Genomic DNA, 21,835 nt, shown 5'->3' on the forward strand with positions numbered 1-21,835 from the left:
AACGAAATCTACCGGGAGGAAAGTAAATGAAGCTAATTCGAGGACATAAAACGGCGATGCTGATGGGCTCGACCGTGTTGGCGCTGATGGCGGGCGCCGTCGCGGTGCAGGCGCAGACGATCAAGTTCTGGACCACCGAGGAACAGCCCGAGCGTCTGGCCAAGCAGCAGCAGATGGCCGACGACTTCAAGGCCAAGACCGGAATCACCGTCGACGTGATCCCGGTCACCGAAAGCGACCTGAACCAGCGCGCCACCGCGGCTTTCGCGGCGGGTGATCTGCCCGACGTGATCTACACGCCGCTGCAGAACGTGCTGCCCTGGACCGATGCGGGCATCGTCGACACGCTGGCGAGCACCGATGTGGTCGACAAGCTCGATCCGGCGACCTTCGCGCCCGGCGCGCTGAAAATGGTCGAGACGGATGGCGATTACGCCGCCGTGCCGGTCGATGGCTGGACCCAGATGATCCTTTATCGCAAGGACCTGTTCGACAAGGCGGGCCTCGCGCCGCCGACCGATTTCAAGTCGATCGAAGCCGCGCTCGACAAGCTCAACAATCCGCCGAGCATGTATGGTTTCGTCGCCGCGACCAAAGTCGACGAAAACTACATGAGCCAGATCCTCGAGCAGATCTTCCTCGCCAACGGCGTCTCGCCGGTGGGACCGGACGGCTTCAAGCCGCTCGACGAGAAGAAGACGGTCGAGGTGCTGAACTTCTACAAGAAGTTGGCCGACGCCTCCCCGCCCGGCGAGAACTACTGGAAGCAGTCGCGCGAGCTGTATTTCGCGGGCAAGGCGGCGATGATCATGTGGTCGCCCTTCATCCTCGACGAACTGGCCGGTCTGCGTGACAGCGCCCCGCCGATGATCAACGACGATCCGACCTCGACCGAGCTGTCGAAGGATACCGGCGTCGTGACCAACCTCGCGGGCCCGTCGAACCCCGACGGTGCGAGCTGGGCGGACCTGCGTTACTTCACCATCACCGCCGATGCCGACACCGAAGCGGCCGAGCAATTCGTCGATTACTCGATGAATGACGGCTACGAGCAGACGCTGTCGATCGCGCCGGAGGGCAAGTTCCCGACCCGTCGCGGCACCGATGCGGATCCGGAGAAGTTCACCAAGCTCTGGGCGACCCTGCCGGTGGGCGTGGATCGCAAGGCGCCGCTCAAGGATCTCTACGCGCCGGCCGTGGTCGACGAGATCACCAAGGGTCTCGACACCGCACAGCGCTGGGGTGTGAAGGACGGGCAGCTCGCGCTGGCCTCGAAGATGCTCAACAGCCAGGTCATCAACCGGGTTGTGCGCGACTTCATCGACGGCAACATCTCGGCCGAGGATGCGGTCGCGAAGATGAACGACGAGCTGGGCAAGATCAACTGATCCGACCTCTGGCCGGGGCAGGGCGGTTGCGCCTTGCCCCGGGACCAAAGCCCGCTCTGACTGCATGGATTGGAGACTGTCATGACTGACATATCGCCGCCCAAGGGGCGCGGCGCGCTTGCTCGTCGCGAGGCGCGCCTGGCCTGGGGCCTGCTGTTCCCGACCATCGCGATCGTGGCGCTTGTCGTGATCGTGCCGCTGCTGGCGATCTTCTGGATCTCCTTCAAGCCGGTGACGCTGGGCGATCTGCGTCCCGCCGAAATCCGGACACGGGTCGCGCTGCGCGAACGCGGCGATCAGGCGCTTCTGGAACTGCGCGTCATCAACCCCTCGCGCGAGCAGGAGATGCGCAATGCGGCGCTGAACGTGACCCTGCCCGAGGGCGTGGCGCTGACCGGCGATCTGCCTCAGGGCTGCGCGATGGACGGGCAGGACCTGTCTTGCGATTTCGGCACGCTTGAGGCCGGCGCGAACGAACGCTTCCGCGTCGATGCGCAGGTGACGGGGGACACCCGCGAGGCCGAGCGCGCGATGCGTGACGCCGAGGTCACGGCGACCGGTCACGTCTCGAACGTTCTGACGAATTCCACCTTCACGCTCGACAACTTCCGCCAGCTCTTTTCGGGCAGCGAGTTCTGGAGCGTTCTGGGTATTACGCTGTTCTACACGGTCTTCGGCACGCTGGGCGCGCTGGTCGTGGGGCTGTTTGCGGCGCTGCTCCTGAACAAGAGCTTCCGCGGGCAGGGTATCCTGCGCGGGCTTTACCTCTTTCCTTATGTGGCCCCGGTGATCGCGGTAGCCTTCACATGGATCACGCTGTTCGATCCCTATTCGGGCTCCGCCAACGCGCTGCTGGTGCAGATGGGCGTGAGCGAAGGCGCGATCAACTTCTTCGGGGCCAAACCGCTCGCACTGATCATGGTGACGGTGTTCGAGATCTGGCGCTATTTCCCGCTCTCGTTCCTCTTCATCCTCGCGCGGATGCAGAGCATCGACACGGATATGTATGAGGCGGCGGATATGGACGGGGCCTCTCCGTTCCAGAAATTCTGGTATCTCTCGATGCCGCAGCTGCTGGGGATCCTGTCGGTCCTGTTCCTGCTGCGCTTCATCTGGACCTTCAACAAGTTCGACGACATCTTCCTGCTCACCGGCGGTAATGCCGGCACGCGGGTCCTGACGGTCAATGTCTACGAACAGGCTTTCGCGGTGTCGAATATCGGTGCGGGTGCCGCGGTCGCCGTGGTGATCTTCGCCTGCCTTCTGGTCTTCTCGGGGCTGTTCTTCCGCACCATGAGCCGGGAGGAAGGGCTATGAAAATCCTGCATAAAGGCTATCTCACCGGGCCGATCATCGGGGCGCTCTGGGCGTTGGTCATGTCGGTCACGCTGGGGGTCGCGATCTCCTTTGCGACCGGCGCTGCGGCCAAGCCCGCTCTGATCGGGTCGCTGATCCTCGGGCTTGCGACCGGGTTTGCCCGCGTGCGCATCGCCAATCGCTGGGCCGCGGATGCGGTGGCGGTGATCGTGGCGCTGGCGCTGATGGCGGTGGGCCTCGGCGCGCTGCAATTCGACGACAGCTTCAACTTTGTCTGGCGCGTCGCACTCAGCGTGGTGCTGGCGGGAGCGGTCTCGATTCCGCTCAACTCGATCCTGCGCGAGCTGCGGTTCGGTGCGCTCACGCGCCACCAGTTCGAGGATGCGGTGATCCGCTTCCTCACCGGCTTCGGCTATATCTTCTTCACCGCGATCGTGGTCATCCCGTTCTACGTGATGGTCATGACCTCGATGAAGTCGCAGCAGCAGCTGATGCTCAACCCGCTCGATTTCTCGATCGACCTGAGCCGGGGCTGGCACCTGTTCGACAGCTATTACGAGTTGATGACGCGGTTCCATTTCGGGCGCTACCTCTGGACGAGTTTCTATGTCTCAGTGCTGACCGTACTGCTGACGCTGTTGTTCTCGGTGCCCGGCGCCTATGCGGTGGCGCGGCTGCGCTTCCGCGGGCAGAAAGTGTTCTCGCGCGGCATCCTGCTGATCTACATGGTGCCGATGATCGTGCTCGCGCTGCCGATCTACATCGCCTACTCGATGGTCGGTCTGCGCAACTCGATCCTCGGGATCGTCATGATCTACCCGGTCACGACCATTCCCGTCGCGCTCTACATGCTGCAGGGCTATTTCCGCGGCCTCCCCGTCGAGGTCGAGGAGGCGGGCCTGATGGACGGGCTCTCGCGGCTCAAGGTGATCTGGAAGATCACGTTGCCGCTGGCGCTGCCCGCGATGGCTTCGGTCGGGCTCTATGTCTTCATGATCGCGTGGAACGAGTTCCTGCTCGCTTTCATGCTGCTCGACGATCCCAGCAAATTCACCCTCACGCGGGGCATCGCCTCGCTCAACTCCTCCGAGATCCCGCGCCAGCACCTGATGGCGGGTGCCGTCATCGCGACGGTGCCGATCATGGCGCTGTTCCTCGGGCTCGAACGTTTCATGACCCGCGGCCTGACGGCTGGCGCGGTGAAAGGATAAGATATGATGACCGAAACTCTGGCTGCCGCAGACGACTTCTCCGACCGGGATGCCGCGGCGCGCGACATCCTCACCCAGAACGACCGGGGCGGCTATACGGTGCCGACCGACGGCCTCTATCCCTACCAGTGGAACTGGGACAGCGCCTTCGCGAGCCTCGGCTTCGCCGAGTTCGACCTGGACCGCGCCTGGCAGGAGATCGAGACGCTGTTCTCGGGGCAGTGGGACAACGGCATGGTCCCGCATATCATCTTCCACAAGCCCGATCCGGGCTACTTCCCCGGCCCCGACGTCTGGGGCTGCAACGGGCCGATCGCGTCCTCGGGCATCACCCAGCCGCCGGTCGCACTCAGCTTCGCGACGCGGCTTCTGGCGGCCGACCCGGAGGCAGGCGCGGCCCGCTTGGCCGCGCTCTATCCGAAGATGCGCAAATGGGCGGAGTGGTTCCTGAAATGGCGCCGCGACGAGAAGGGCGCGATCTTCGTGATCCATCCGTGGGAATCGGGCCGTGACAACGCGCCGGACTGGGATGACGCGATGAGCGGGATCGACCCGCAGGATGTGGGCTTTTACGAGCGCCGCGACACCCAGCATGTCGACGCCTCGATGCGTCCGACGAAATACGATTACGACCGCTATATCTGGCTGGTGCAGCGCGCCAAGGCGCTGGATTGGGACGATGCGAAAGTCGCCGAGGGCAACCCGTTCAGGGTCGCCGATCCGACGATGCATTTCATCCTGATGCGCGGCCTGCGCGACCTGCTGGCGGCTGGCGAGGCGCAGGATCTCGACACCGGCGACATGGCCACGCAGCTGGCCGAACTTGAAGCCGGAGCAGAGGCGCTGTGGAACCCCGGCATGGGCTATTACGACAGCTACAACTGCAACAACGGAATCTGGTCGAACGCGCTGAGCAACGCCTCCTTCCTGTGCTGGTTCGGTGGGCTCGACGCGCCGCATATGGAGCAGCATCTGGCCCGCGTGCTCGATGCGGCCCCCTATGGCGTGCCGTCGCTCGCGCCTTTCGATCCGCGGTTCGACGCCAAGCGCTACTGGCGCGGCCCGACCTGGGGGATGATGAACATGATGATCGGCGAGGGCGCCTCCGAGCGGGGCGTCGCGCTTGGCGAAGAGGTCCGCAAGCGCACCCGCGAGGTGATCGGGCGCTATGGCTTCGTCGAGTATTTCGACCCGATGACGGGCGCAGCCGCGGGCGGCAAGGCATTTACCTGGACGGCGGCCGTCTGGCTCGCCTGGGCCGGCAAGGAGGGGTGAAATGGGTTCGATCACGCTAAACGGTGTCGAGAAGTGGTTCGGCGACGTCCAGGTCATCAAGGGCATCGACCTTGAGATCAAGGATGGCGAATTCGTCGTCTTCGTAGGCCCCTCGGGCTGCGGCAAGTCCACGCTTCTGCGGATGATCGGCGGGCTTGAGGATACCTCGCGCGGGGCGATCGAGATCGACGGCGCGAATGTGACCGACCAGCCGCCCTCGAAACGCGGCCTCGCGATGGTGTTCCAGTCCTACGCGCTCTACCCGCATATGTCGGTGGCCGAGAATATGGGCTTCTCGCTCAAGATGGCGGGGGCCCCGCAGGAAGACTGGCGTGCCAAGGTCGACGAGGCGGCCGATATCCTGAAGCTGCAGAGCTTCCTCGACCGGCGGCCCAAGGACCTGTCGGGCGGCCAGCGTCAGCGTGTGGCGATCGGGCGGTCGATCGTGCGCGACCCGACGGCGTTTCTGTTCGACGAGCCGCTGTCGAACCTCGACGCGGCGCTGCGCGTGGAGATGCGGCTGGAGATCGCCCGGCTGCACCGCAATCTCCAGCGCACGATGATCTACGTCACCCACGATCAGGTCGAGGCGATGACGCTGGCGGATCGGATCGTGGTGCTGGAATACGGCAAGATCGCGCAGGTCGGCACGCCGCGCGAGCTCTACGAGAAACCCGCGAACCTGTTCGTCGCGCAATTCATCGGCAGCCCGAAGATGAACGTGATGCCCTGCGCGGTCTCGGGCGGCAACTACAGCCTCGAAGGCGGGCGGGGCGGGGCCTGTCCCGCGCCGCAAGCCACGCAGCTTGGCATCCGGCCCGAGCACATCTCGCTGGTGGCCGAGGGCGAGGGGCAATGCGACGGGCGCGTCGACGTGGTGGAATTCCTCGGCGCGGACACGTTCATCCTGTTCGATTGCGGCCCCCTGGGCGCCGTGAACGTGCGCGTCGCGGGCGATACCGATCTGCGTCCGGGCGATGTCTCGGGGCTAAGCTTCGAGCCGGATCGCACGGTATTCTTCGACGCGGACGGCATGGCGGTCTGATCCCGAGCGCCCGGGCGTGCGGCCCGGGCAACGCGGAAAATTGCGCGGGCAGGGGGCGAGGCGACGTCGTCTCGTGCAGGCGCGTCAGTGCGTCAATTCACGCAACGGAGGCGCGCCTAGCGACTTCGCGCGCACATGCTCAAAAATTGTCGGTCCGGCATCCCCCGGGGGCCGGATCTCTTTGCCGTTCTGTCGCCGCGCAAGTGTCTCCTTTTACAAAATTTCCCTCAGTAATCATTGGGTTCCCTTGAGCTTTTCTCAAATTAATGTGACCGGCGGACGATTGCTGATCGGAAGCACCGGCGCTACCGTTCGCGGCAATCGTCGAACGGGCGCATTCGCGTGCACTGCGCAACCTGAAGATCGACGATGGGCCGAGACGCTCCCCCGGGTGGAAGCACGCCCGCGCGGGGAGGTCGGACGGTCTCATCACGCGCAAGGCGAATGCGATCCGAAAACGATCGTGAACAATCCAACGGATGAGAGGAAAACATATGCGGAAGACGACACTTCTCGCGGTCGCCGGTGCGACCGCTATGGTCACCGGCTTTGCAGCCCAGACCGGAACCGCCCGTGCCGCCGAGCAATGCGGTGACATCTCGATCGCCCAGATGAACTGGGCCGCTGCCGAGGTCACCACCAACATCGCGAAGTTCATGCTGGACCAAGGCTACGGCTGTAACACCAGCCTGGTCAAATCCGACACGATTCCCGCGATCACCTCGATCGCCGAAAACGGCCGCCCCGACGTCGTCACCAACCTGTGGCTGAATTCGGCCGGCGACGCCTACAAGAAGCTCGAGAGCGAAGGCAAGATCAAGCGCGTCGCCAAGACGCTCCAGCCGGGTGGCGTCGAAGGCTGGTGGATCCCCACCTACCTCGCCAAAGAGCACCCCGAGCTGAAGACCATCGAGGGCGTGATGGCGCATCCCGACTGGGTCGGCGGCACGTTCAACAACTGCCCCGACGGCTGGGGCTGCCGCGTCGTGAGCGACAACCTGATCAAGGCGCTCGACCTCAAGAGCTCGGGCATCGAGGTGTTCAACCACGGCTCCGGCCAGACGCTCGCCTCGTCGATCGGTTCGGCCTTCGCCGACAAGAAGCCGTGGTTCGGCTACTACTGGGGCCCGACCGTGGTCATGGGTAACTACGACATGACCCGCGTGAAGCTTGGCGATTACGACAAGGCCAAGTTCGACAATCTCCAGAACAAGGACGCGTCGAACCCGCAGGTTTCGGACTTCCCGGCAGCTCCGGTGCTGACCTCGGTGACGAGCGACTTCGCGAAGACCCACCCGGCCGAGACCGAGTTCTTCTCGAAGATGAGCTTCAAGACCGACACCATGTCGAAGTTGCTCGCCTGGCAGGACGAGAACAAAGCCTCGGGTGAAGAGACGGCGGTCTACTTCATCAAGAACTACCAGGACACCTGGAAAAACTGGCTCGATGCCGATGCCCAGAAGAAGCTTTCGAAGCTGATCGGCGGATGATCGTGACGCGCGCCTGACGCGCAACACATGGACGGGGCCGGGACAGGCCCCGTCCTTTTTCGATCAATCACGCAACAATATGGGACGGGTCTCCTTCGGCGACCCGGAAAACCAATGGCAGCTTACGAGAATTTCTTCAACGCGGTGGGGCTGAAGGACTGGTGTTCGGCCGGCGGCGACGGTGGCGGCGGCATGACGTCGATGGCCGACCTGATCGCGCAGACCGACGGCACCACGACGCAGGGCCCCAGCCTCTGGAACTGGCCCTTCCCCTCGCTCGACGCACTGAACAAGGCCTGCGGGGCGATCCCGCCCTCGCGCGACGTGACGCAAGGCCTCGAGGACGGCTTCCTCGCGATCCGTGGCGGGCTGCGCGCCGTCGTGGACCCGCTGACCCAGCCGCTGAGCTGGGCCCTGCGCGACATGCTCTGGATCATGACCAACACGCCGTGGTGGCTGATGGTGCCGATCCTGATGCTGATCACCTGGCTGGTGACGCGCTCCTGGAGACTGGTGGTCTTCGTGCTGGTCTCGATCGCCTTCCTCGCCTTCATCAATCACTACGAAGCGGCGATGCAGACGCTGGCGATCATCTTCGTCTGTGCCTTCATATGCGTCCTCTTCGGGGTGCCCATAGGCATTGCGATGTCGCGGAGCGACAGGCTCCAGCGCACCGTGATCCCGATCCTCGACATGCTGCAGACGCTGCCGCCCTTCGTCTATCTGATCCCGCTGATCTTCCTGTTCTCGGTCACCGAGCCGAAGCTCTACGGTATCGCGATCATCCTCTATGCGATCGTGCCCGTGGTGCGCCTGACCGATCTCGGTATCCGTCTGGTCGATCCCGACGTGATCGAGGCGGCCGACGCCTTCGGCATGACCAAGCGCCAGAAGCTGTTCGGCGTGCAGATCCCGCTCGCGCTGCCCAACATCATGGCCGGCGTGAACCAGACGATCATGATGAGCCTCGCCATGGTGGTGATCGCTTCGCTCGTCTCGGCTCCGGGTCTGGGCGTGCTCGTGCTGCGCGGCATCCGGTCGCTCGAACTGGGTACGGGTCTCGTGGCTGGCTTCGGGATCGTGATCATCGCGATCCTGCTCGACCGCGTGACGAAAGCCTCGCTCGCCCGGATCGACACCAGCAAGAGCCGGAAGTGAGGAGACAGACATGACGAAAGAAATCAAAGTCTCGATCCGACACCTCTACAAGATCTTCGGGTCGGATCCGCAAGCGGCGCTCGAAGACGTCAAGGCGGGCATGGGCAAGCCGGAACTGCTCGAGAAGCGCAATCACGTGCTCGGGCTCAACGACATCAACGTGGACATGAAAGAGGGTGAGATCACCGTCATCATGGGGCTTTCGGGCTCGGGTAAATCCACGCTGATCCGGCACCTCAACCGGCTCATCGAACCCACCGCTGGCGAAGTGATCGTCAATGGCGAGAACATCCTCGACTATAACGAGGCGCAGCTGCGCAAGCTGCGGCGCGAGCGGATGTCGATGGTGTTCCAGAAATTCGCCCTTCTGCCGCACCGCACGGTGGCGGAGAACACGGCGATGGCGCTGGCCACCCGTGGCTTCCCGGCTTCCGACTATGTCTCCGAGGCCGAGAAATGGCTCGACCGCGTCGGGCTCGGCGGCTATGGCGATCACCACCCGCACCAGCTCTCGGGCGGGATGCAGCAGCGTGTGGGCATCGCCCGGGCGCTGGCGTCGAACTCGGACATCATGCTGATGGACGAAGCTTTCTCGGCGCTCGATCCGCTGATCCGGACCGACATGCAGGATCTGCTGCTCGAGCTTCAGGCCGAGCTGCACAAGACCATCATCTTCATCACTCACGATCTGGACGAAGCGCTCAAGCTCGCCGATCACTTGGTGATCCTGAATGACGGTCGGGTGGTCCAGCAGGGCGAGCCACAGGAGATTCTGCTCAACCCGGCGGATCCTTACATCGAGGACTTCGTGGCCGACATCAACCGCGCCCGCGTGTTGCGTGTGCGCTCGGTGATGGAGCGCGGCGCGCCGGAGGGCGAGATGTCGGGCGATATCGACGGCAACGACAACCTCGAGAGCGTCATCGCCAAGGCCGAAGGGGCGCTCGACCGCCGCTATCGCGTGATGATGAGGGGCGAACCGGTGGGCAGCCTCACCATGCCCTCGATCATGCGCGCGCTGGTGCCCGCGCAGTCCTCGGGCGAGACCGCCAAGAGGTGAGAAGAAAGGGATCCGCCCCTGCATTGGGGCGGGTCCGATCCGCCGCGCGACAGGCGCGGGCTTTTCCCAAATATCAGCTTGAACTGCCGCGGGAGCAGGGCGCGCGCCGGTCCGTGGGATGGCGCATCGATAGGGCAGTGCCCGACCTCGGGTGGGCGCATGTCCCCGACCTTAGTGGTCTACACTTTATCCCGCCGAACCCTTCCGACATTCATGCGCGCGCAGGTGGCGAAAAAGCGCCCTCCCGTGGGGAGGTCGGGCGCTGCTCGGTGTGCTGGTCGCACCCCGGGCCAGCCCTTAGCTGCGAACGACGTAGACCGAGCACTCCGCATGGGTCACGACATGGGACGCCGTGGTGCCCAAAAGGTAGTCCTGCACCTTCGGGTTGGCCGCTTCCATCACGATCAGGTCCACCTTGCGCTCATCCGCCAGCTTGACGATCTGGCGATGCACCGCGCCTTTGCGCACGACCATCTCGACCTCGGTCACCCCGCTGGCGGGATTGTCGTTGAGGAACTTGCGCAGCTGCTGGCCCCAATAGGTATCCGAGTTGTAGATGTTGAGGTTACGCTCGATCTCGGGCGCGATCGTCGCCACGATCAGCTTCGCACGCCGCCGCCGCGCCATCTCGACGGCTTCCATATAGGCATGATGCTCGACCTGGGCGTGGCGCAGGTTGATCGGGCAGAGGATGAGCTTTGTCTGGCGTGCCATGATGGCCTCCGGGGGAAATTCGAGGCGGAGAATGAACCGCGTGGCGACCGGGCGCAAACCCGGATTGAACGAGCCCCGCGCCTACGACGATTTTTCATCCTCCAATCGAGCACATACGTCGCTCCAATGCCCCGATGCGACATCGATGATCGCGTATTCCCGCAGCGCATAGCACGGCTCGGTCCCGGATCACTCGGGGGCAGGTCGGTTGCGCAGACCCGCCCACCGCATCCCGCGCCGGATGATCTCAGTCACCTGATCGACCCGCAGATCGTCGAACGTATGGCCGATCGAGCAATAGAAGATGCGCCGGGCTCATCGTTCAAGACTGTGTGGCAGAGGATGATGTGGGGTGTTCACGCGTGGCGAAGGGCTTTTGATCTGTCCCGATAACCGATTGGCAGGAACAGATTAGATTTTCCGCACTGGGTGATGGCGGAGACGAAGTCCGCTACATGCTCGGCGTATTCATATTTAATATAAATAAAACAAATACATACAAAACACACGCGACGCAAAATGTGTTGCAGTGTGTGTTGCAAAATCTGATTGTCACCTTCCGGGCCACGATGACACGAAGCCCGCTTCCCCGCTATCCTGAAATGAGTAACCCGCCCCCTCTGCGAAAGGGACGGGCTACCTGAAATTTGGCGTGCTGGGCCTGCAAGCCCCCGCGCCGTGGCATCTAAGAAAGGCTGAAAGATGCAAACAAAACATAACTCGAAAGCTCCCAAAGGCCAAGTCTTCGACAACCGCCAAACTGCCCATGATCTGGCTGCTGAAGGCTACTTCGTGATCCCGTTGGGACCGAACAAGCGCCCTCTGGTCAAGGGCTGGCAAAACAAGGCAACTGGTGACGCCCGGCAGATTGAGCGCTGGTGGGCGAAGTGGCCCGATGCCATGCCCGGGCTGCCAACTGGTAAGCTCAACGGCTTCGTGGCCTTGGACGTAGACCTGAAAAACGGCAAGGACGGTTTCGCTGGTCTCAGAGCTTTGGGGCTGGACGTGGATACCTTGTCGCCCGGCCAGACTTTCACCCCGACCGGAGGGCGACACCTCCACTTCAAATACCAAGGAGAAGGCAATAGCGCCGCCGGGCTGCCCGCTGGGTTGGACGTGCGCGGCGAAGGGGGCTTCGTGGTAGCCCCCGGCGCGACTAACGGCAAAGGCGCCTATACGGGCCGTCTGACGCGCGAGTTGCCGGAGTGGCCCGAGGCTCTGACAATCCGCCGCAAGGTCGTGGAGCCGGGGCAGGGCGAGCCCACGGGCCTTCCCTTCCGCGTGATCCGAGATGCGCTCATGAAGTGCCCGAACGATGGCGACGCCTACGCCAGCCGGGACGCTTGGCTGCACATGGTCATGGCCGTGCATTGCGAGACCGGGGACAGCGAAGAGGGGCGCGAGCTGGTCCATGAATGGAGCAAGCAACACCACGACTATGACGCGGACCACACGGACGCGCTGTGGGCCTCGTGCAAGGCTGACCGTGGCCTGACCGGCTGGCACATTATTCGCGAGGCCGAGAGGCACGGCTGGCGCGACAACGCCGTGACTGAGCTTCGCCACATGGAGCTACTGGACGATTTTGAGGGGCTTGTGACGCCAATCTATGACGATTGGGGCGCTACCGAACTGGACGAAATAGACGCACTGGTGGGCGGCCCGTCTGACCGTTCTGGTGGCCTGACCTTCCTGAGCCCGAGCGATTGTGCCGCCACGCCCGCCCGTCCCTATGTCATCAAGGGACTCCTTGCCCAAGGCGACGTGGCGGCCATTGTGGGCGCTCCGGGCGCGGGCAAGAGCCTCTTCGCGCCGCGCCTTGGCTACGCCGTAGCCCAAGGGGCCGAGGTCTTCGGGCAGCGCGTGAAAGCTGGTGGCGTCTTCTACGTGGCAGCGGAAGACGGGCACGGGATGCGCGGGCGCGTGCAGGCTTTGGAAGCCGAGCATGGCGACGCACCCGACTTCAAGGTGGTGGAGGGGGTCTCCGATCTTCTGAGCAAGCAAGGCCAGCTCAAGGCCCTGCAACGGGCGGTCAAGGAGCGGCGTCCCGCGCTTGTCGTGATCGACACCTTGGCCGTAGCGTTCCCGGGGCTGGAAGAAAACGACGCAAAAGGCATGGGGCAAGTGGTGGCGGCTGCCCGATCCCTGACCAAGTGGGGGGCGGCTGTCGTGCTGATCCACCACGACACCAAGGCAGGCGACGGGCTGCCCCGTGGTCATAGCCTCTTGAACGGCGCGCTGGACGTGGCGCTCTACCTCAAGAAGGAAGACGGGATGGTGAGCGTGAAGCCGTCCAAGAACCGAAATGGCACGACCGAACAAGAGCTGGCCTTTACCGTGGGCGTCCGGGAAATCGGCACCGACGAAGATGGCGACGCGATCACGGCGGCTATCTGTGAAGAGGCGGACAGCGCGAACCGTGCCCGTAGTCCGAATTTGCCCCCCAGCGCCCAAGCCGCTCTGACCATTCTTCGCGATCTGGGGAAAGGACAGCTTGTGCCGGAAGACGTGTGGCGGGACGCCTGTGTTGAGGGGCGCAAAGTATCCCAGTCGGAAGATCCCGAGTCCCGTAAGAAGGCGTTCCGGCGGGCCGTTGGAATACTGAACCGGGAAGGAGTGGTCATTTTCGCAGAGGGCAAATTCGTGGAGCGGTATAGCGACAACGAACGGTTCACCGAGGATTTTGACGATGTGTAGGACCGGACAGACACGGACATTGCCGGACATGTCCAGACTTGTCCGCCGGGCAAAGGTGGGCGCGAGACCGGACAGACACGGACACCCCCCTTTAGGGGTGTCCGGTTGTCCGGTCCGCCCATGCCCCGGACAGTGGAGAGTTGGTGAAGATTGCCAGCGTTACCGGCATTACCGGCGTTCCCGTAGTGGGTCCTTCCCGTCTGGTCGCAGCGCGGGGGACGCGGAGCCCCGGCGTTTCTCGCTTCAGAAAAAATTTCAAATGGAAAACCCGATTTTCCCGAATTTACCGCCGTTCCCAACTTTCCCGAGAGGCCCGCATGATCCCCAAGACTGAAATGGCAGAAATAGACGCGCTGGTGGGTGGCCCGGAACCCGAGGGCGTAACCGCTGGTGAGCTGGCGGAATGGCTCGGCCTGACCGCCAACCGCGTCTCGGCTCTCGCCCGGGAAGGCGTGATCCCCCGGAACGCTGACAAGCGGTTTCCGCTCCGGGCCGCCGTCAAAGCCTACTGCGAGAACGCCCGCGTCGGGGCCACTGGCCGCCGGGTTGACGCCGAACTGGCCGCCGAAAAGCTGCGGCTGGCGAAAGAGAATGCGGACAAGATCGCCCTTCAAAACGCCCGGGCCCGTGGCGAGTTGATCGCCGCCGCCGAGGTGGAACGCGAGTGGGCTAGCGTGCTGCGAGACGTGCGCGCCGCCTTTCTTGCACTGCCGAGCCGGGCCGCGAGCAAGCTCGGGCACTTGACCCCGCATGACCTCGCCGCTCTGGACGCCGAAGTTCGCGATGTGCTGGTTGAGTTGGTCAACGGAGGTTGACCCAAAAAAAATCTCTGAGCACCATAGCGCGACGAATTGAAAAGGAAAAATTTCATGAGATGGCTTGTCGCAATTCTTGTAGTTACTTTTTTCGCAACTCCAGCGCTCGCGGAGTGGTATGAAGGAGGAACGCTCCACAATGCTAGCCTCGCCCAATGGAAGGCTGGTTCGTATTCTGATAAATTGGCAACCGCAGGTGATTGGTCTGTTACAATCTTGGGTGAAGCCAAGGTGCGAAAGATCGGCTTCAGCGGCGTCAAGGTAATCGCGAATGAGATAGTAAATTGCGTTGACGAAGTCGCGAAAGAAAATAGCATCAGTTCGCAACGCGCCAGTGAAATGGCGGCAGCATGTTTCATAATGCTGGGGCTCTAAGCCGCACCCGCCGCAACGCGATGGCCGCGCTGAAGCCGCCGCTGCGCCTGAGTCTGCCCGATTGGATCGAAACCACCATGCGGCTGCCTGAAGGCGTCTCGGCCACTCCGGGGCGCGTCACGCTCTGGCCGTATCAACGGGGCATCGCGGAGGCCATTTCCGACCCGCTGATTGAGCGCGTGACCGTGGTGAAGCCGGTGCGCGTCGGGCTGACCACGCTGCTTTCGGGCACCGTGGCCGCATACATCGCCAATGAGCCCGCGCCGATCATGGTCTTGCAGCCGACCGAGGCGGACGCCCGCGACTACGTGGTGAGCGATCTGGAACCGATCTTCTCGGCCACGCCCGAGCTGAAGGGGCTTATGTCTGCCGAGACCGACGAAGCCGGGCGCAACACGCTGCTGTCCCGCCGCTTCCCCGGTGGCAGCCTCAAGGTGGTGGCCGCAAAGAGCCCCCGCAACCTGCGCCGCCACAACGTCCGCGTTCTGCTGATCGACGAAGCCGACGCAATGGAGCCGGGGGCCGAGGGCTCGCCCCTCACACTGGCCGAACGCCGCACCCTGAGCTTCCCCAATCGCAAGATCGTGCTGGGAAGCACGCCCACGCTAGAGGCCACATCCAACGTGCTGCGGAGCTACGCCAACAGCGACTCCCGGGTCTATGAGTGTCCATGCCCGCACTGTGGCGAATTCCATGAGATCACGTGGGCGGACATCCAATGGCCCGAGGGCGAGCCCCTGAAAGCCGCCTATGTCTGCCAGAGCTGCGGGGCCGTGACCGAAGAACGGCACAAGCCCGCGATGGTGGCCGCCGGGCGCTGGCGCGTCACGCGGCCTGAGGTGGGAGGCCACGCCGGTTTCCGGCTCAACGCGCTTGTGTCCACGTTAGCGAACGCCTCTTGGGGCAAGATCGCCCAAGAGTTCCTCGAATCGAAGGCGCACCCCGACAAACTGCAAGTCTGGACCAACACTCTCATGGGCCAAGGCTGGCGTGAGGCCGCTGAAGAGATCGACGACGCGGCGCTGGCCGCCCGGGCCGAGCCTTTCGGACTGCCCGATGCGATCCCGCCGGAAGTGCTCTTCGTCACCTGTGGCGTGGACGTGCAGCGTGACCGGCTGGAAACGGTCTTTGTGGGCTGGGGCCGGGATGAAGTCTTCATCTTGGCGCAAGACGTGATTTACGGCAACCCGATGGGGGACGACGTGTGGGCCGAGCTGGATGACGCCCTGCGCACCGTCTGGAAGCACCCCAAGGGCGGCTTCCTGCGGGTGGACGCCACGGGCATTGACGCGGGCGACGGCGTGACAATGGACCGTGTGCTTGGCTTCTGCCGCCCCCGCATGGCCCGCCGCATCTATGCCGTGAAGGGGGCATCAGGCGACCGGCAGGCGATCAAGGCCAGCGACACGCGGGGCGCGCGGCTCTTCATCGTGGGCGTTGACGGACTCAAGGGGCAGCTTATCAACCGGCTGACTCGTGGCCGCTCTGTCCGGTTCTCCGACACGCTGGAAGGGCGCTTCTATGAAGAGCTGGCGTCCGAACGGCTGGTGGTGCGGTATCGCAAGGGCGCACCGATCCGACAATGGGAACGCACGCCGGGCCGCCGGGCGGAGTCACTCGATTGCGTGATCTACGCAATGGCCGTGCGCAATCTGGTCAACGCCAACGTGGACCGTCGCGCCGAAGAGGTTCAGGCGGTGACAATGCCCAAGCGCCGCGCTACCGTGACGAAAAGTAAATGGCTTGAGGCGAACTAATGAGCAAATACGACGAACTGCGCGCCGCGTTTTCGACCTACAAAGACGCGGAGCATCAATATGTGCAAGAAAATGAAACGCTGGCTATGCTAATTGTAAATGGCCTACGTGAATATCTGGAGATGCCAGCAAGCTATCCTCGGAAAGAGGATAGGACGACTTCTTATAAGAGCTATACGCCCTTTTTCAGCTTGGACGAAGACGGGAATACTGAGGAAAGACCGATACTTCGCGATGCAATATCGCATTTCTCCGATGGCTCTTTCAAATTCGCCTTTGGTGTTATTCTCGAAAGGTCCGAAGGGGCGTTTCCGAAGCACAATCTGATTTTGCATGTAGAGTGCAAGCGGCGCGGGAAAGAGGTGAATATCGACGTGTCCGAACAAGCTCTGGACGTGACGTTTGACGGGGAGAACTGCCCAGAAATTGAGAAAGTTCATGAACTGATCTTTCGTCAGCTCATGGCATGGCTCCAACATCGCCCGGGCGATGGTCACGGCTTTTCTAAATTCGGGTTTGCCATGCACTAATCGAAGCGATTCCGCTTCCACTCCACTTGCTGCATGAGCGACTTGCGGGCGGCTTCGGGCAATTCGTCGATTGTCTCCACCCGCCAGCCGCGAAGGACAAGCCGAATAAAACGCTGGGCGTTACGTTCGGCTTTCTCTTTTTGACGCTTCGTGGGCATATGCTCTACTCGCGATTTTGCCAACGCATGGCACCTATTTCTACTTCTCGCAGAGTAGCAAGCTGAACATCATAAATGTTTTGGGGGATTACTTCATGTTCGCCACGCCCATCCAAGACGGCAATTACGTCTTCTCGAAAGATAGTCGTGGAGATTACGGTCGGAGCCCGTTGGATTCCGGTCTTCCTCATGGCGAACCATGCAGCGCAATCAAAGCGCGTCGTCCAAGAGAGGCCGTTTAGCAGATCTTCGGCTGAGCAACGCCCGCCACGATATATCGTGAAGTCCTCTGGAAGATGCGCAGTCGGAAAGTCTGCGTAAAGGCACCACAGCACTAAGCCCGGGAAACCACCTGCAACTTCTATCGCGCTCAGGTAATCTTGCGATTGTCCGAGTATTAACTCCAGAGCCTCGCGAAACTCGGCAACGTCGCACCCGTCTTCATACATCTTCCCAACTAGCTGGGCTCGTGCGCTGGGGGTTTCGCGATAAACATCCCGAAGAGTCACCGCTTCTTCTTCTTTTTGGCGCTTCGTGTGCATGGGCTCTCTCTTTGAAAAGGGGGGCGCTTGACTAGCATGGGACTGCCGCGCCCCCCGTATCTGCCAGACCACGGGCGAGGTCTGGCAAATTCCTTGCATGCCCGGACGGGTGAGGATGAGCCCCCGCCCGGGCACTACGGCTCTCGAATGTCAGCCACTCGAATAACTGACGACTCGATAAATACGTCTAGAGTTAAGACGGTTCAAGAAAAAACTTCATACAAGTAACCATTGTCTACTCTGAGTAGTCGTTGCAGAACAACAACTTGATACCGTCTAGAGTTCTGACGATAGTGGGGTGATTCTTCCTGAAAGGACGCCCCATGACCGACGAAGAAACCTATGCAGGCCCGTTCATTGTAGACGATGGCCCGGACGATAAGCGCGGCATCACCAAGGCCGTTGCTTCCCGCGCACTGGCGGAGCCGGGCTTCGATACGGGCAAGACCTCGAACTATTGGCGCAACGCGGCGTCGCGTGGCCTGCTGCACCCCTATCGCCGCAACGTCTCGGCCAAGCGCCCGCATTTCCTCTACCACCCGGAGCAAGTCCTGATCTGCGGAATTCTGATCCGTATGTCCGAAGCCGGATTTACCGGGGAAGGCATCTTCGCTCGGGCCGCAACCGCATTGCAGTTTTTCAATGCACGGGACGTTCTGTCCCCGGAGCAAATCGCCGCTGGCGAAAAACCGAACTTCCCCTGCCGCAATCCTGCGTCGTGGGTCTTCCGCAATTACCTTGCGGGGCATCGCGGTTTCACCTTCGAGCTGGTGGCGTTCCGTCGCGAAGATTCCGGTTTCCTCGACCATCGCGCCCGCGTGATTCAATACCCGAGCGCCGAAGGCACCGATTGGCACATGGGGCCTGAATGGAAGCGTCGGAGCGTCTGGGCGCTTGAGCTGGACCCGATCCTTGAGCACCTGACCCGCGAAAAGGGCGTGCTGCACTAATGTCCCTGTTGTCCCGCCTCAATCCCTTTAAGCGCGACGCGGCCCCGGTGGCCGTCCGGTCCTTTGATGCGGCTGCCGGAGGCCGTCGTGGCGCGGGCTTCGGGCGGCACTTTGGCTCGCATGGCACCGAGACGCTGGCCGCCGCCATTCCGGTGCGCGCCCGGGCTCGGCACGCCTATGCCAACAACGGCTATATCCGCAACGCCGTGGACGCGATTGTGGCCGAGGCCGTGGGTGCGGGCATCGAAGCCAATTCGGCCTATCCCGACAAGGACGTGGCCGCGCTGATCGACAAGGCGTTTTCTGACGCTGATCTGGACGCCGAAGGGCGCACCGACTTTCGCGGCATGACCGCCGCCGCCGTGCTGGCGGAGATCGTGGACGGGGAAGCCCTCTTCGTTGCCGAGAACCGCGACGGGCGCACCGTTTGGCGTCAATACCCTGCCGAGGCTCTGGACGAGTCCGACACCCGGGACTTGGGCGACGGGGGCTATGTGGTGGCGGGCGTGGAGTTTGCCGCCAATGGCACGCGCCGCGCCTATCGCTTCCGCCCGCAACGCCCGACCGATCTTTTCCCGACCGCGCAAGAGTTCATCCGCGTTCCGGCTGAAGACGTGATCCACATTTTCCGCCAGCTCGGCCCGGGCCAAGTGCGCGGCATTTCCCAACTCGCCCCGATCCTGCTGACCGTTAATGAGCTGGACCAAGCCCTCGATGCCATGCTTGTCGGGCTCAAAATCTCTTCCATGTTCGCGGGCTTCGTCACCGACGCCACTAACATGGGCGGCGCTGGTGAAGCCTTCCCCGAAGCTGACGGCGGGGACATTTCCCTTGAACCCGGCGTGGTGCGCGTCCTGCCGGGCGGCACTGACATCAAGTTTGCCGCGCCCGAGCAAGCCAAGGAGTCCATCGCCTTCGCCAAGCTGACGCTCGGCCAGATTGCCGCCGGGCTGGGCGTGCCCCAGCACCTTGTTGACGGCGATCTGAGCCAAGCGAACTATTCCAGCCTGCGGGCCGGGCTGCTGCCGTTCCGGGCCAAGGTGGAGCAATACGTCTATCACACGCTTGTCCCGCAATTCCTGAATCCGATCTTCCAACGCTTTGTCACCGACGAATACTTGGCCGGGCGTCTGGACGTGGCGGACCTTGCCGCCGCGCGGAAAGCCGAGTGGCTGCCGCCGCGTCCCATGCAGGTGGACCCGCAAAAGGACATGGAAGCGGCCCGTGCTGCCCTCGAAATGGGGCTGACCAGCCGCCGCCAAGCCGTCGCGCAACTCGGCTGGAACGTGGCCGAGCTGGACCGCGAGATTGCCGATGACCGGGCGCGGGAATCCGAGCTTGGCCTGTCCTTCAGTAGTGGAGGCTCGAATGCCCCTCGATAACCTGCTGACGCGGGCCGCCCAGACCCGGCCTAACAGCTATGACCCTGAGACGCGCACCGTGTCCGCCGTGATCGCCACGCCGTCGCCCGTGACCCGGCGCGATGCCCGGGGGGCGTTTCTGGAGGTGTTGACCGCCGACACGCTGGACCTGTCGGGCGCTGAAGGGCTGCCCGTCCTGGACTCGCATCGCACCGCCTCTGTCCGCGACCAGCTTGGCCGCGTCCGGTCCATCGCCGTGGAAGGCGACGCCGTGGTGGCCGTGCTCGAAATTACCAGCGCCGAAGACGCGGCCCCAGTGGTCCAGCGGATCGCGGACGGCACCGTGAGCGGAGTCAGTATCGGCTACCGCGTCTCGGGCTGGGTCGAACGGAATACGCCGCAGGGCAGGGTGAAGAGCCCGACCGGATGGCGTCTCACCGAGGTCACGTTGACCTCTAATCCGGCGGACCCGTCCGCCCGTCTACGGCAGAAAGAGGAACCCATGCCCGAGACCATCGAAACCCTTTCGCCGCAAGAGGTGGAAGCGCAACGCCGGAGCGACATCCGGGGGCTTGTCCGCGCTGCCGGGCTTGGCCCGGAGCTGGCCGACCAGCTCATTGACGACGAAGCCGACATGACCGCCGCCAAGGCTGCCGTCTTCGACGCTCAGCAAACCCGCCGCTCGGCCCCCGTGGTCCGCGTGCATGGCTCGAACGAAGACCCGGCCACGATCCGCACCCGACAAGCCGAGGCGCTTGCCTATCGCATGGGCGGGCTGGAAGAGCTGCCCGAGGCGTCGCGCACCTATGCCGACGTGAGCCTGATGGACATGGCCCGCGAATCCGTGGAGCGCATGGGCACCAGCACGCGCGGCATGAGCCGGGATGAAGTGCTTCACCGCGCCGCCGCGCACGGCACCAGCGACTTCGCCCTGACCGTCATGGACGCGACCGGCAAGACCGCGATGGCGTCTTACCGGGCCGCCGAAAGCCCCCTGAAGGCGCTTTGCCGCAAGCAGACGCTCCGGGACTTCAAGACCAGCACGGCAATTCGCCTTGGCGAAATGGGCGAGCTGGAAGAGATGGCCGAGAATGGCGAGTTCACCGCCACCAGCCGGGCCGAAGAGGGCGAGTCCATCAACCTCAAGACCTTTGGCCGCCGGATCGACCTGACCCGGAATCTCATCATCAATGATGACCTGAACCTTCTGAGCGACACCGTGCGCGCCTTTGGCGAGGCGGCTGCGCAGACGGAAGCGGCGATCATGGTGGCGATGCTAACCAGCAACCCGGACATGCGCGACGGCACGCCCGTCTTCGACGCCAGCCGGGGCAACATCGGGGAAACCGCCGGGCTGCCGTCCAAGGCGACCTTGACCGAGAACCGTGAAGCCATGCGCCTCCGCAAGGGCACCGATGGCAAAACCATCATCGACGCGCCGCCGCGCTACCTGCTGGTGCCCGCCGATCTGGAAACTGAGGCCGAGGAAATTCTTGCCGCGATCCAACCCGGCACCACGGCGGACGTGAACCCCTTCGCGGGCAAGCTGAAGCTGCTGGTGGAACCGCGCCTGCCGTCGGGCACGTGGTATCTCTTCGCGGACCCGGGCCGTCTGGCTTGCCTGCGCTACGCCTATCTGAGCGGGGCCGAGGGCGTCCAAGTCCAGCGCCGCGAAAGCTGGGACACGCTGGGGCTGTCCTTCCGGGGCTTCCTCGACTTCGGCGCGGGCTGGCTCGACTGGCGCGGCGCGCAGCGCGTGGCGGCTTCCTGATGGCGCTGACGCTCGACCAGCTCACGCAAGCCCGTGACGCGCTTCTGACGGCGCGTGCGGGCGGCGTGCGGCGCTTCCGTGACCAGAATGGCGAGGAAGTCGAATACAAGTCCGACGCCCAGATGGCCGCCGCTCTGGCGTCGCTGGACCGGCAGATTGCCGAACTGGCCGGGCGTCGGACGCCGACCACCCTTCATTTCCGAACCTCGAAAGGAACCTGA

General features: G+C 63.3%; 20 protein-coding genes. 17 read left to right on the forward strand and 3 right to left on the reverse strand.

Going from position 1 to position 21,835, the window contains the following annotated elements; translation table 11 throughout:
- Window positions 1-26: 26 nt before the first annotated feature.
- The 8 genes from BMI86_RS07470 to BMI86_RS07505 all read left to right on the forward strand — a co-directional run bounded on the left by BMI86_RS07470 (window position 27) and on the right by BMI86_RS07505 (window position 9,944).
- Window positions 27-1,388, forward strand: a complete 1,362-nt coding sequence (locus BMI86_RS07470; RefSeq protein WP_078540490.1) for an extracellular solute-binding protein — start codon at window positions 27-29, stop codon at window positions 1,386-1,388.
- 81 nt (window positions 1,389-1,469) lie between these two features.
- Window positions 1,470-2,705, forward strand: coding sequence for a sugar ABC transporter permease (locus BMI86_RS07475; RefSeq protein WP_078540491.1), 1,236 nt, complete (start codon window positions 1,470-1,472; stop codon window positions 2,703-2,705).
- Entirely contained in the window at window positions 2,702-3,916 is a 1,215-nt protein-coding gene (locus BMI86_RS07480; RefSeq protein ID WP_078540492.1) for a carbohydrate ABC transporter permease, read from the forward strand. Before BMI86_RS07475 ends, BMI86_RS07480 begins: the two co-directional genes overlap by 4 nt.
- Before the next feature lie 6 nt (window positions 3,917-3,922).
- The gene (locus tag BMI86_RS07485) at window positions 3,923-5,191 is read left to right on the forward strand and encodes a hypothetical protein (RefSeq protein WP_078541354.1); all 1,269 of its coding nucleotides are present in this window, start codon (window positions 3,923-3,925) and stop codon (window positions 5,189-5,191) included.
- Between the two features lies 1 nt (window position 5,192).
- Complete coding sequence (locus BMI86_RS07490; RefSeq protein WP_078540493.1) at window positions 5,193-6,236, forward strand: ABC transporter ATP-binding protein; 1,044 nt, start codon at window positions 5,193-5,195, stop codon at window positions 6,234-6,236.
- Window positions 6,237-6,730: 494 nt separating this feature from the next.
- A complete protein-coding gene (locus tag BMI86_RS07495) occupies window positions 6,731-7,726 on the forward strand; it encodes an ABC transporter substrate-binding protein (protein WP_078540494.1) in 996 nt (331 codons plus the stop codon).
- A gap of 114 nt (window positions 7,727-7,840) precedes the next feature.
- Window positions 7,841-8,884: an ABC transporter permease subunit gene (locus tag BMI86_RS07500; protein WP_078540496.1), complete on the forward strand. Its 1,044-nt coding sequence runs from the start codon at window positions 7,841-7,843 to the stop codon at window positions 8,882-8,884.
- A gap of 10 nt (window positions 8,885-8,894) precedes the next feature.
- Window positions 8,895-9,944, forward strand: coding sequence for a betaine/proline/choline family ABC transporter ATP-binding protein (locus BMI86_RS07505; RefSeq protein WP_078540498.1), 1,050 nt, complete (start codon window positions 8,895-8,897; stop codon window positions 9,942-9,944).
- A gap of 297 nt (window positions 9,945-10,241) precedes the next feature.
- On the opposite strand, the gene BMI86_RS07510 is transcribed toward BMI86_RS07505, so the two are convergent.
- A complete protein-coding gene (locus tag BMI86_RS07510; protein ID WP_078520990.1) occupies window positions 10,242-10,658 on the reverse strand; it encodes a universal stress protein in 417 nt (138 codons plus the stop codon).
- Window positions 10,659-11,360: 702 nt separating this feature from the next.
- On the opposite strand from BMI86_RS07510, the gene BMI86_RS07515 reads away from it, so the two are divergent.
- From BMI86_RS07515 to BMI86_RS07530, 5 genes are all read left to right on the forward strand, one after another.
- Entirely contained in the window at window positions 11,361-13,355 is a 1,995-nt protein-coding gene (locus BMI86_RS07515; RefSeq protein ID WP_078540499.1) for an AAA family ATPase, read from the forward strand.
- Window positions 13,356-13,672: 317 nt separating this feature from the next.
- Window positions 13,673-14,170, forward strand: a complete 498-nt coding sequence (locus tag BMI86_RS07520) for a hypothetical protein (RefSeq protein ID WP_078540500.1) — start codon at window positions 13,673-13,675, stop codon at window positions 14,168-14,170.
- Between the two features lie 54 nt (window positions 14,171-14,224).
- The gene (locus tag BMI86_RS20940) at window positions 14,225-14,545 is read left to right on the forward strand and encodes a hypothetical protein (RefSeq protein ID WP_143594736.1); all 321 of its coding nucleotides are present in this window, start codon (window positions 14,225-14,227) and stop codon (window positions 14,543-14,545) included.
- Window positions 14,521-16,302 (forward strand): phage terminase large subunit family protein, encoded by a 1,782-nt coding sequence (locus BMI86_RS07525; RefSeq protein ID WP_078540501.1) that lies wholly within the window; start codon window positions 14,521-14,523, stop codon window positions 16,300-16,302. Before BMI86_RS20940 ends, BMI86_RS07525 begins: the two co-directional genes overlap by 25 nt.
- A complete protein-coding gene (locus tag BMI86_RS07530; protein WP_078540502.1) occupies window positions 16,302-16,832 on the forward strand; it encodes a hypothetical protein in 531 nt (176 codons plus the stop codon). The genes BMI86_RS07525 and BMI86_RS07530 overlap by 1 nt, the downstream gene beginning before the upstream one ends.
- Here the strand turns inward: BMI86_RS07530 and BMI86_RS21215 are convergent.
- Both BMI86_RS21215 and BMI86_RS07535 read right to left on the reverse strand, forming a co-directional pair.
- The gene (locus BMI86_RS21215) at window positions 16,829-16,990 is read right to left on the reverse strand and encodes a hypothetical protein (protein WP_168173805.1); all 162 of its coding nucleotides are present in this window, start codon (window positions 16,988-16,990) and stop codon (window positions 16,829-16,831) included. The two genes, BMI86_RS07530 and BMI86_RS21215, sit on opposite strands and share 4 nt — an antisense overlap.
- Window positions 16,991-16,995: 5 nt before the next feature.
- Window positions 16,996-17,532, reverse strand: coding sequence for a hypothetical protein (locus BMI86_RS07535; protein WP_078540503.1), 537 nt, complete (start codon window positions 17,530-17,532; stop codon window positions 16,996-16,998).
- A gap of 323 nt (window positions 17,533-17,855) precedes the next feature.
- On the opposite strand from BMI86_RS07535, the gene BMI86_RS07540 reads away from it, so the two are divergent.
- From BMI86_RS07540 to BMI86_RS07555, 4 genes are read left to right on the forward strand one after another with little or no spacing between them, the layout of a single operon-like run.
- Window positions 17,856-18,482 carry a hypothetical protein gene (locus tag BMI86_RS07540; protein ID WP_078540504.1) on the forward strand — a complete coding sequence of 209 codons (627 nt, stop codon included), beginning with the start codon at window positions 17,856-17,858 and terminating at the stop codon, window positions 18,480-18,482.
- Window positions 18,482-19,864, forward strand: a complete 1,383-nt coding sequence (locus tag BMI86_RS07545) for a phage portal protein (protein ID WP_078540505.1) — start codon at window positions 18,482-18,484, stop codon at window positions 19,862-19,864. Before BMI86_RS07540 ends, BMI86_RS07545 begins: the two co-directional genes overlap by 1 nt.
- Window positions 19,851-21,614 (forward strand): prohead protease/major capsid protein fusion protein, encoded by a 1,764-nt coding sequence (locus BMI86_RS07550; protein WP_168173806.1) that lies wholly within the window; start codon window positions 19,851-19,853, stop codon window positions 21,612-21,614. The genes BMI86_RS07545 and BMI86_RS07550 overlap by 14 nt, the downstream gene beginning before the upstream one ends.
- On the forward strand, window positions 21,614-21,835 hold the full coding sequence (locus BMI86_RS07555; protein WP_005978338.1) for a hypothetical protein: 222 nt from the start codon (window positions 21,614-21,616) through the stop codon (window positions 21,833-21,835). Before BMI86_RS07550 ends, BMI86_RS07555 begins: the two co-directional genes overlap by 1 nt.

The sequence above is a fragment of the Thioclava sp. DLFJ5-1 genome (assembly GCF_002020115.1).
In the GTDB taxonomy this organism is placed as follows: domain Bacteria; phylum Pseudomonadota; class Alphaproteobacteria; order Rhodobacterales; family Rhodobacteraceae; genus Thioclava; species Thioclava sediminum.

Bases quoted from the DNA above. Each gene is read 5' to 3' on its own strand.
- BMI86_RS07470 (WP_078540490.1), top strand. From the start codon at position 27: ATGAAGCTAATTCGAGGACATAAAACGGCGATGCTGATGGGCTCGACC.
- BMI86_RS07475 (WP_078540491.1), top strand. From the start codon at position 1,470: ATGACTGACATATCGCCGCCCAAGGGGCGCGGCGCGCTTGCTCGTCGC.
- BMI86_RS07480 (WP_078540492.1), top strand. From the start codon at position 2,702: ATGAAAATCCTGCATAAAGGCTATCTCACCGGGCCGATCATCGGGGCG.
- BMI86_RS07485 (WP_078541354.1), top strand. From the start codon at position 3,923: ATGACCGAAACTCTGGCTGCCGCAGACGACTTCTCCGACCGGGATGCC.
- BMI86_RS07490 (WP_078540493.1), top strand. From the start codon at position 5,193: ATGGGTTCGATCACGCTAAACGGTGTCGAGAAGTGGTTCGGCGACGTC.
- BMI86_RS07495 (WP_078540494.1), top strand. From the start codon at position 6,731: ATGCGGAAGACGACACTTCTCGCGGTCGCCGGTGCGACCGCTATGGTC.
- BMI86_RS07500 (WP_078540496.1), top strand. From the start codon at position 7,841: ATGGCAGCTTACGAGAATTTCTTCAACGCGGTGGGGCTGAAGGACTGG.
- BMI86_RS07505 (WP_078540498.1), top strand. From the start codon at position 8,895: ATGACGAAAGAAATCAAAGTCTCGATCCGACACCTCTACAAGATCTTC.
- BMI86_RS07510 (WP_078520990.1), bottom strand. From the start codon at position 10,658: ATGGCACGCCAGACAAAGCTCATCCTCTGCCCGATCAACCTGCGCCAC.
- BMI86_RS07515 (WP_078540499.1), top strand. From the start codon at position 11,361: ATGCAAACAAAACATAACTCGAAAGCTCCCAAAGGCCAAGTCTTCGAC.
- BMI86_RS07520 (WP_078540500.1), top strand. From the start codon at position 13,673: ATGATCCCCAAGACTGAAATGGCAGAAATAGACGCGCTGGTGGGTGGC.
- BMI86_RS20940 (WP_143594736.1), top strand. From the start codon at position 14,225: ATGAGATGGCTTGTCGCAATTCTTGTAGTTACTTTTTTCGCAACTCCA.
- BMI86_RS07525 (WP_078540501.1), top strand. From the start codon at position 14,521: ATGTTTCATAATGCTGGGGCTCTAAGCCGCACCCGCCGCAACGCGATG.
- BMI86_RS07530 (WP_078540502.1), top strand. From the start codon at position 16,302: ATGAGCAAATACGACGAACTGCGCGCCGCGTTTTCGACCTACAAAGAC.
- BMI86_RS21215 (WP_168173805.1), bottom strand. From the start codon at position 16,990: ATGCCCACGAAGCGTCAAAAAGAGAAAGCCGAACGTAACGCCCAGCGT.
- BMI86_RS07535 (WP_078540503.1), bottom strand. From the start codon at position 17,532: ATGCACACGAAGCGCCAAAAAGAAGAAGAAGCGGTGACTCTTCGGGAT.
- BMI86_RS07540 (WP_078540504.1), top strand. From the start codon at position 17,856: ATGACCGACGAAGAAACCTATGCAGGCCCGTTCATTGTAGACGATGGC.
- BMI86_RS07545 (WP_078540505.1), top strand. From the start codon at position 18,482: ATGTCCCTGTTGTCCCGCCTCAATCCCTTTAAGCGCGACGCGGCCCCG.
- BMI86_RS07550 (WP_168173806.1), top strand. From the start codon at position 19,851: ATGCCCCTCGATAACCTGCTGACGCGGGCCGCCCAGACCCGGCCTAAC.
- BMI86_RS07555 (WP_005978338.1), top strand. From the start codon at position 21,614: ATGGCGCTGACGCTCGACCAGCTCACGCAAGCCCGTGACGCGCTTCTG.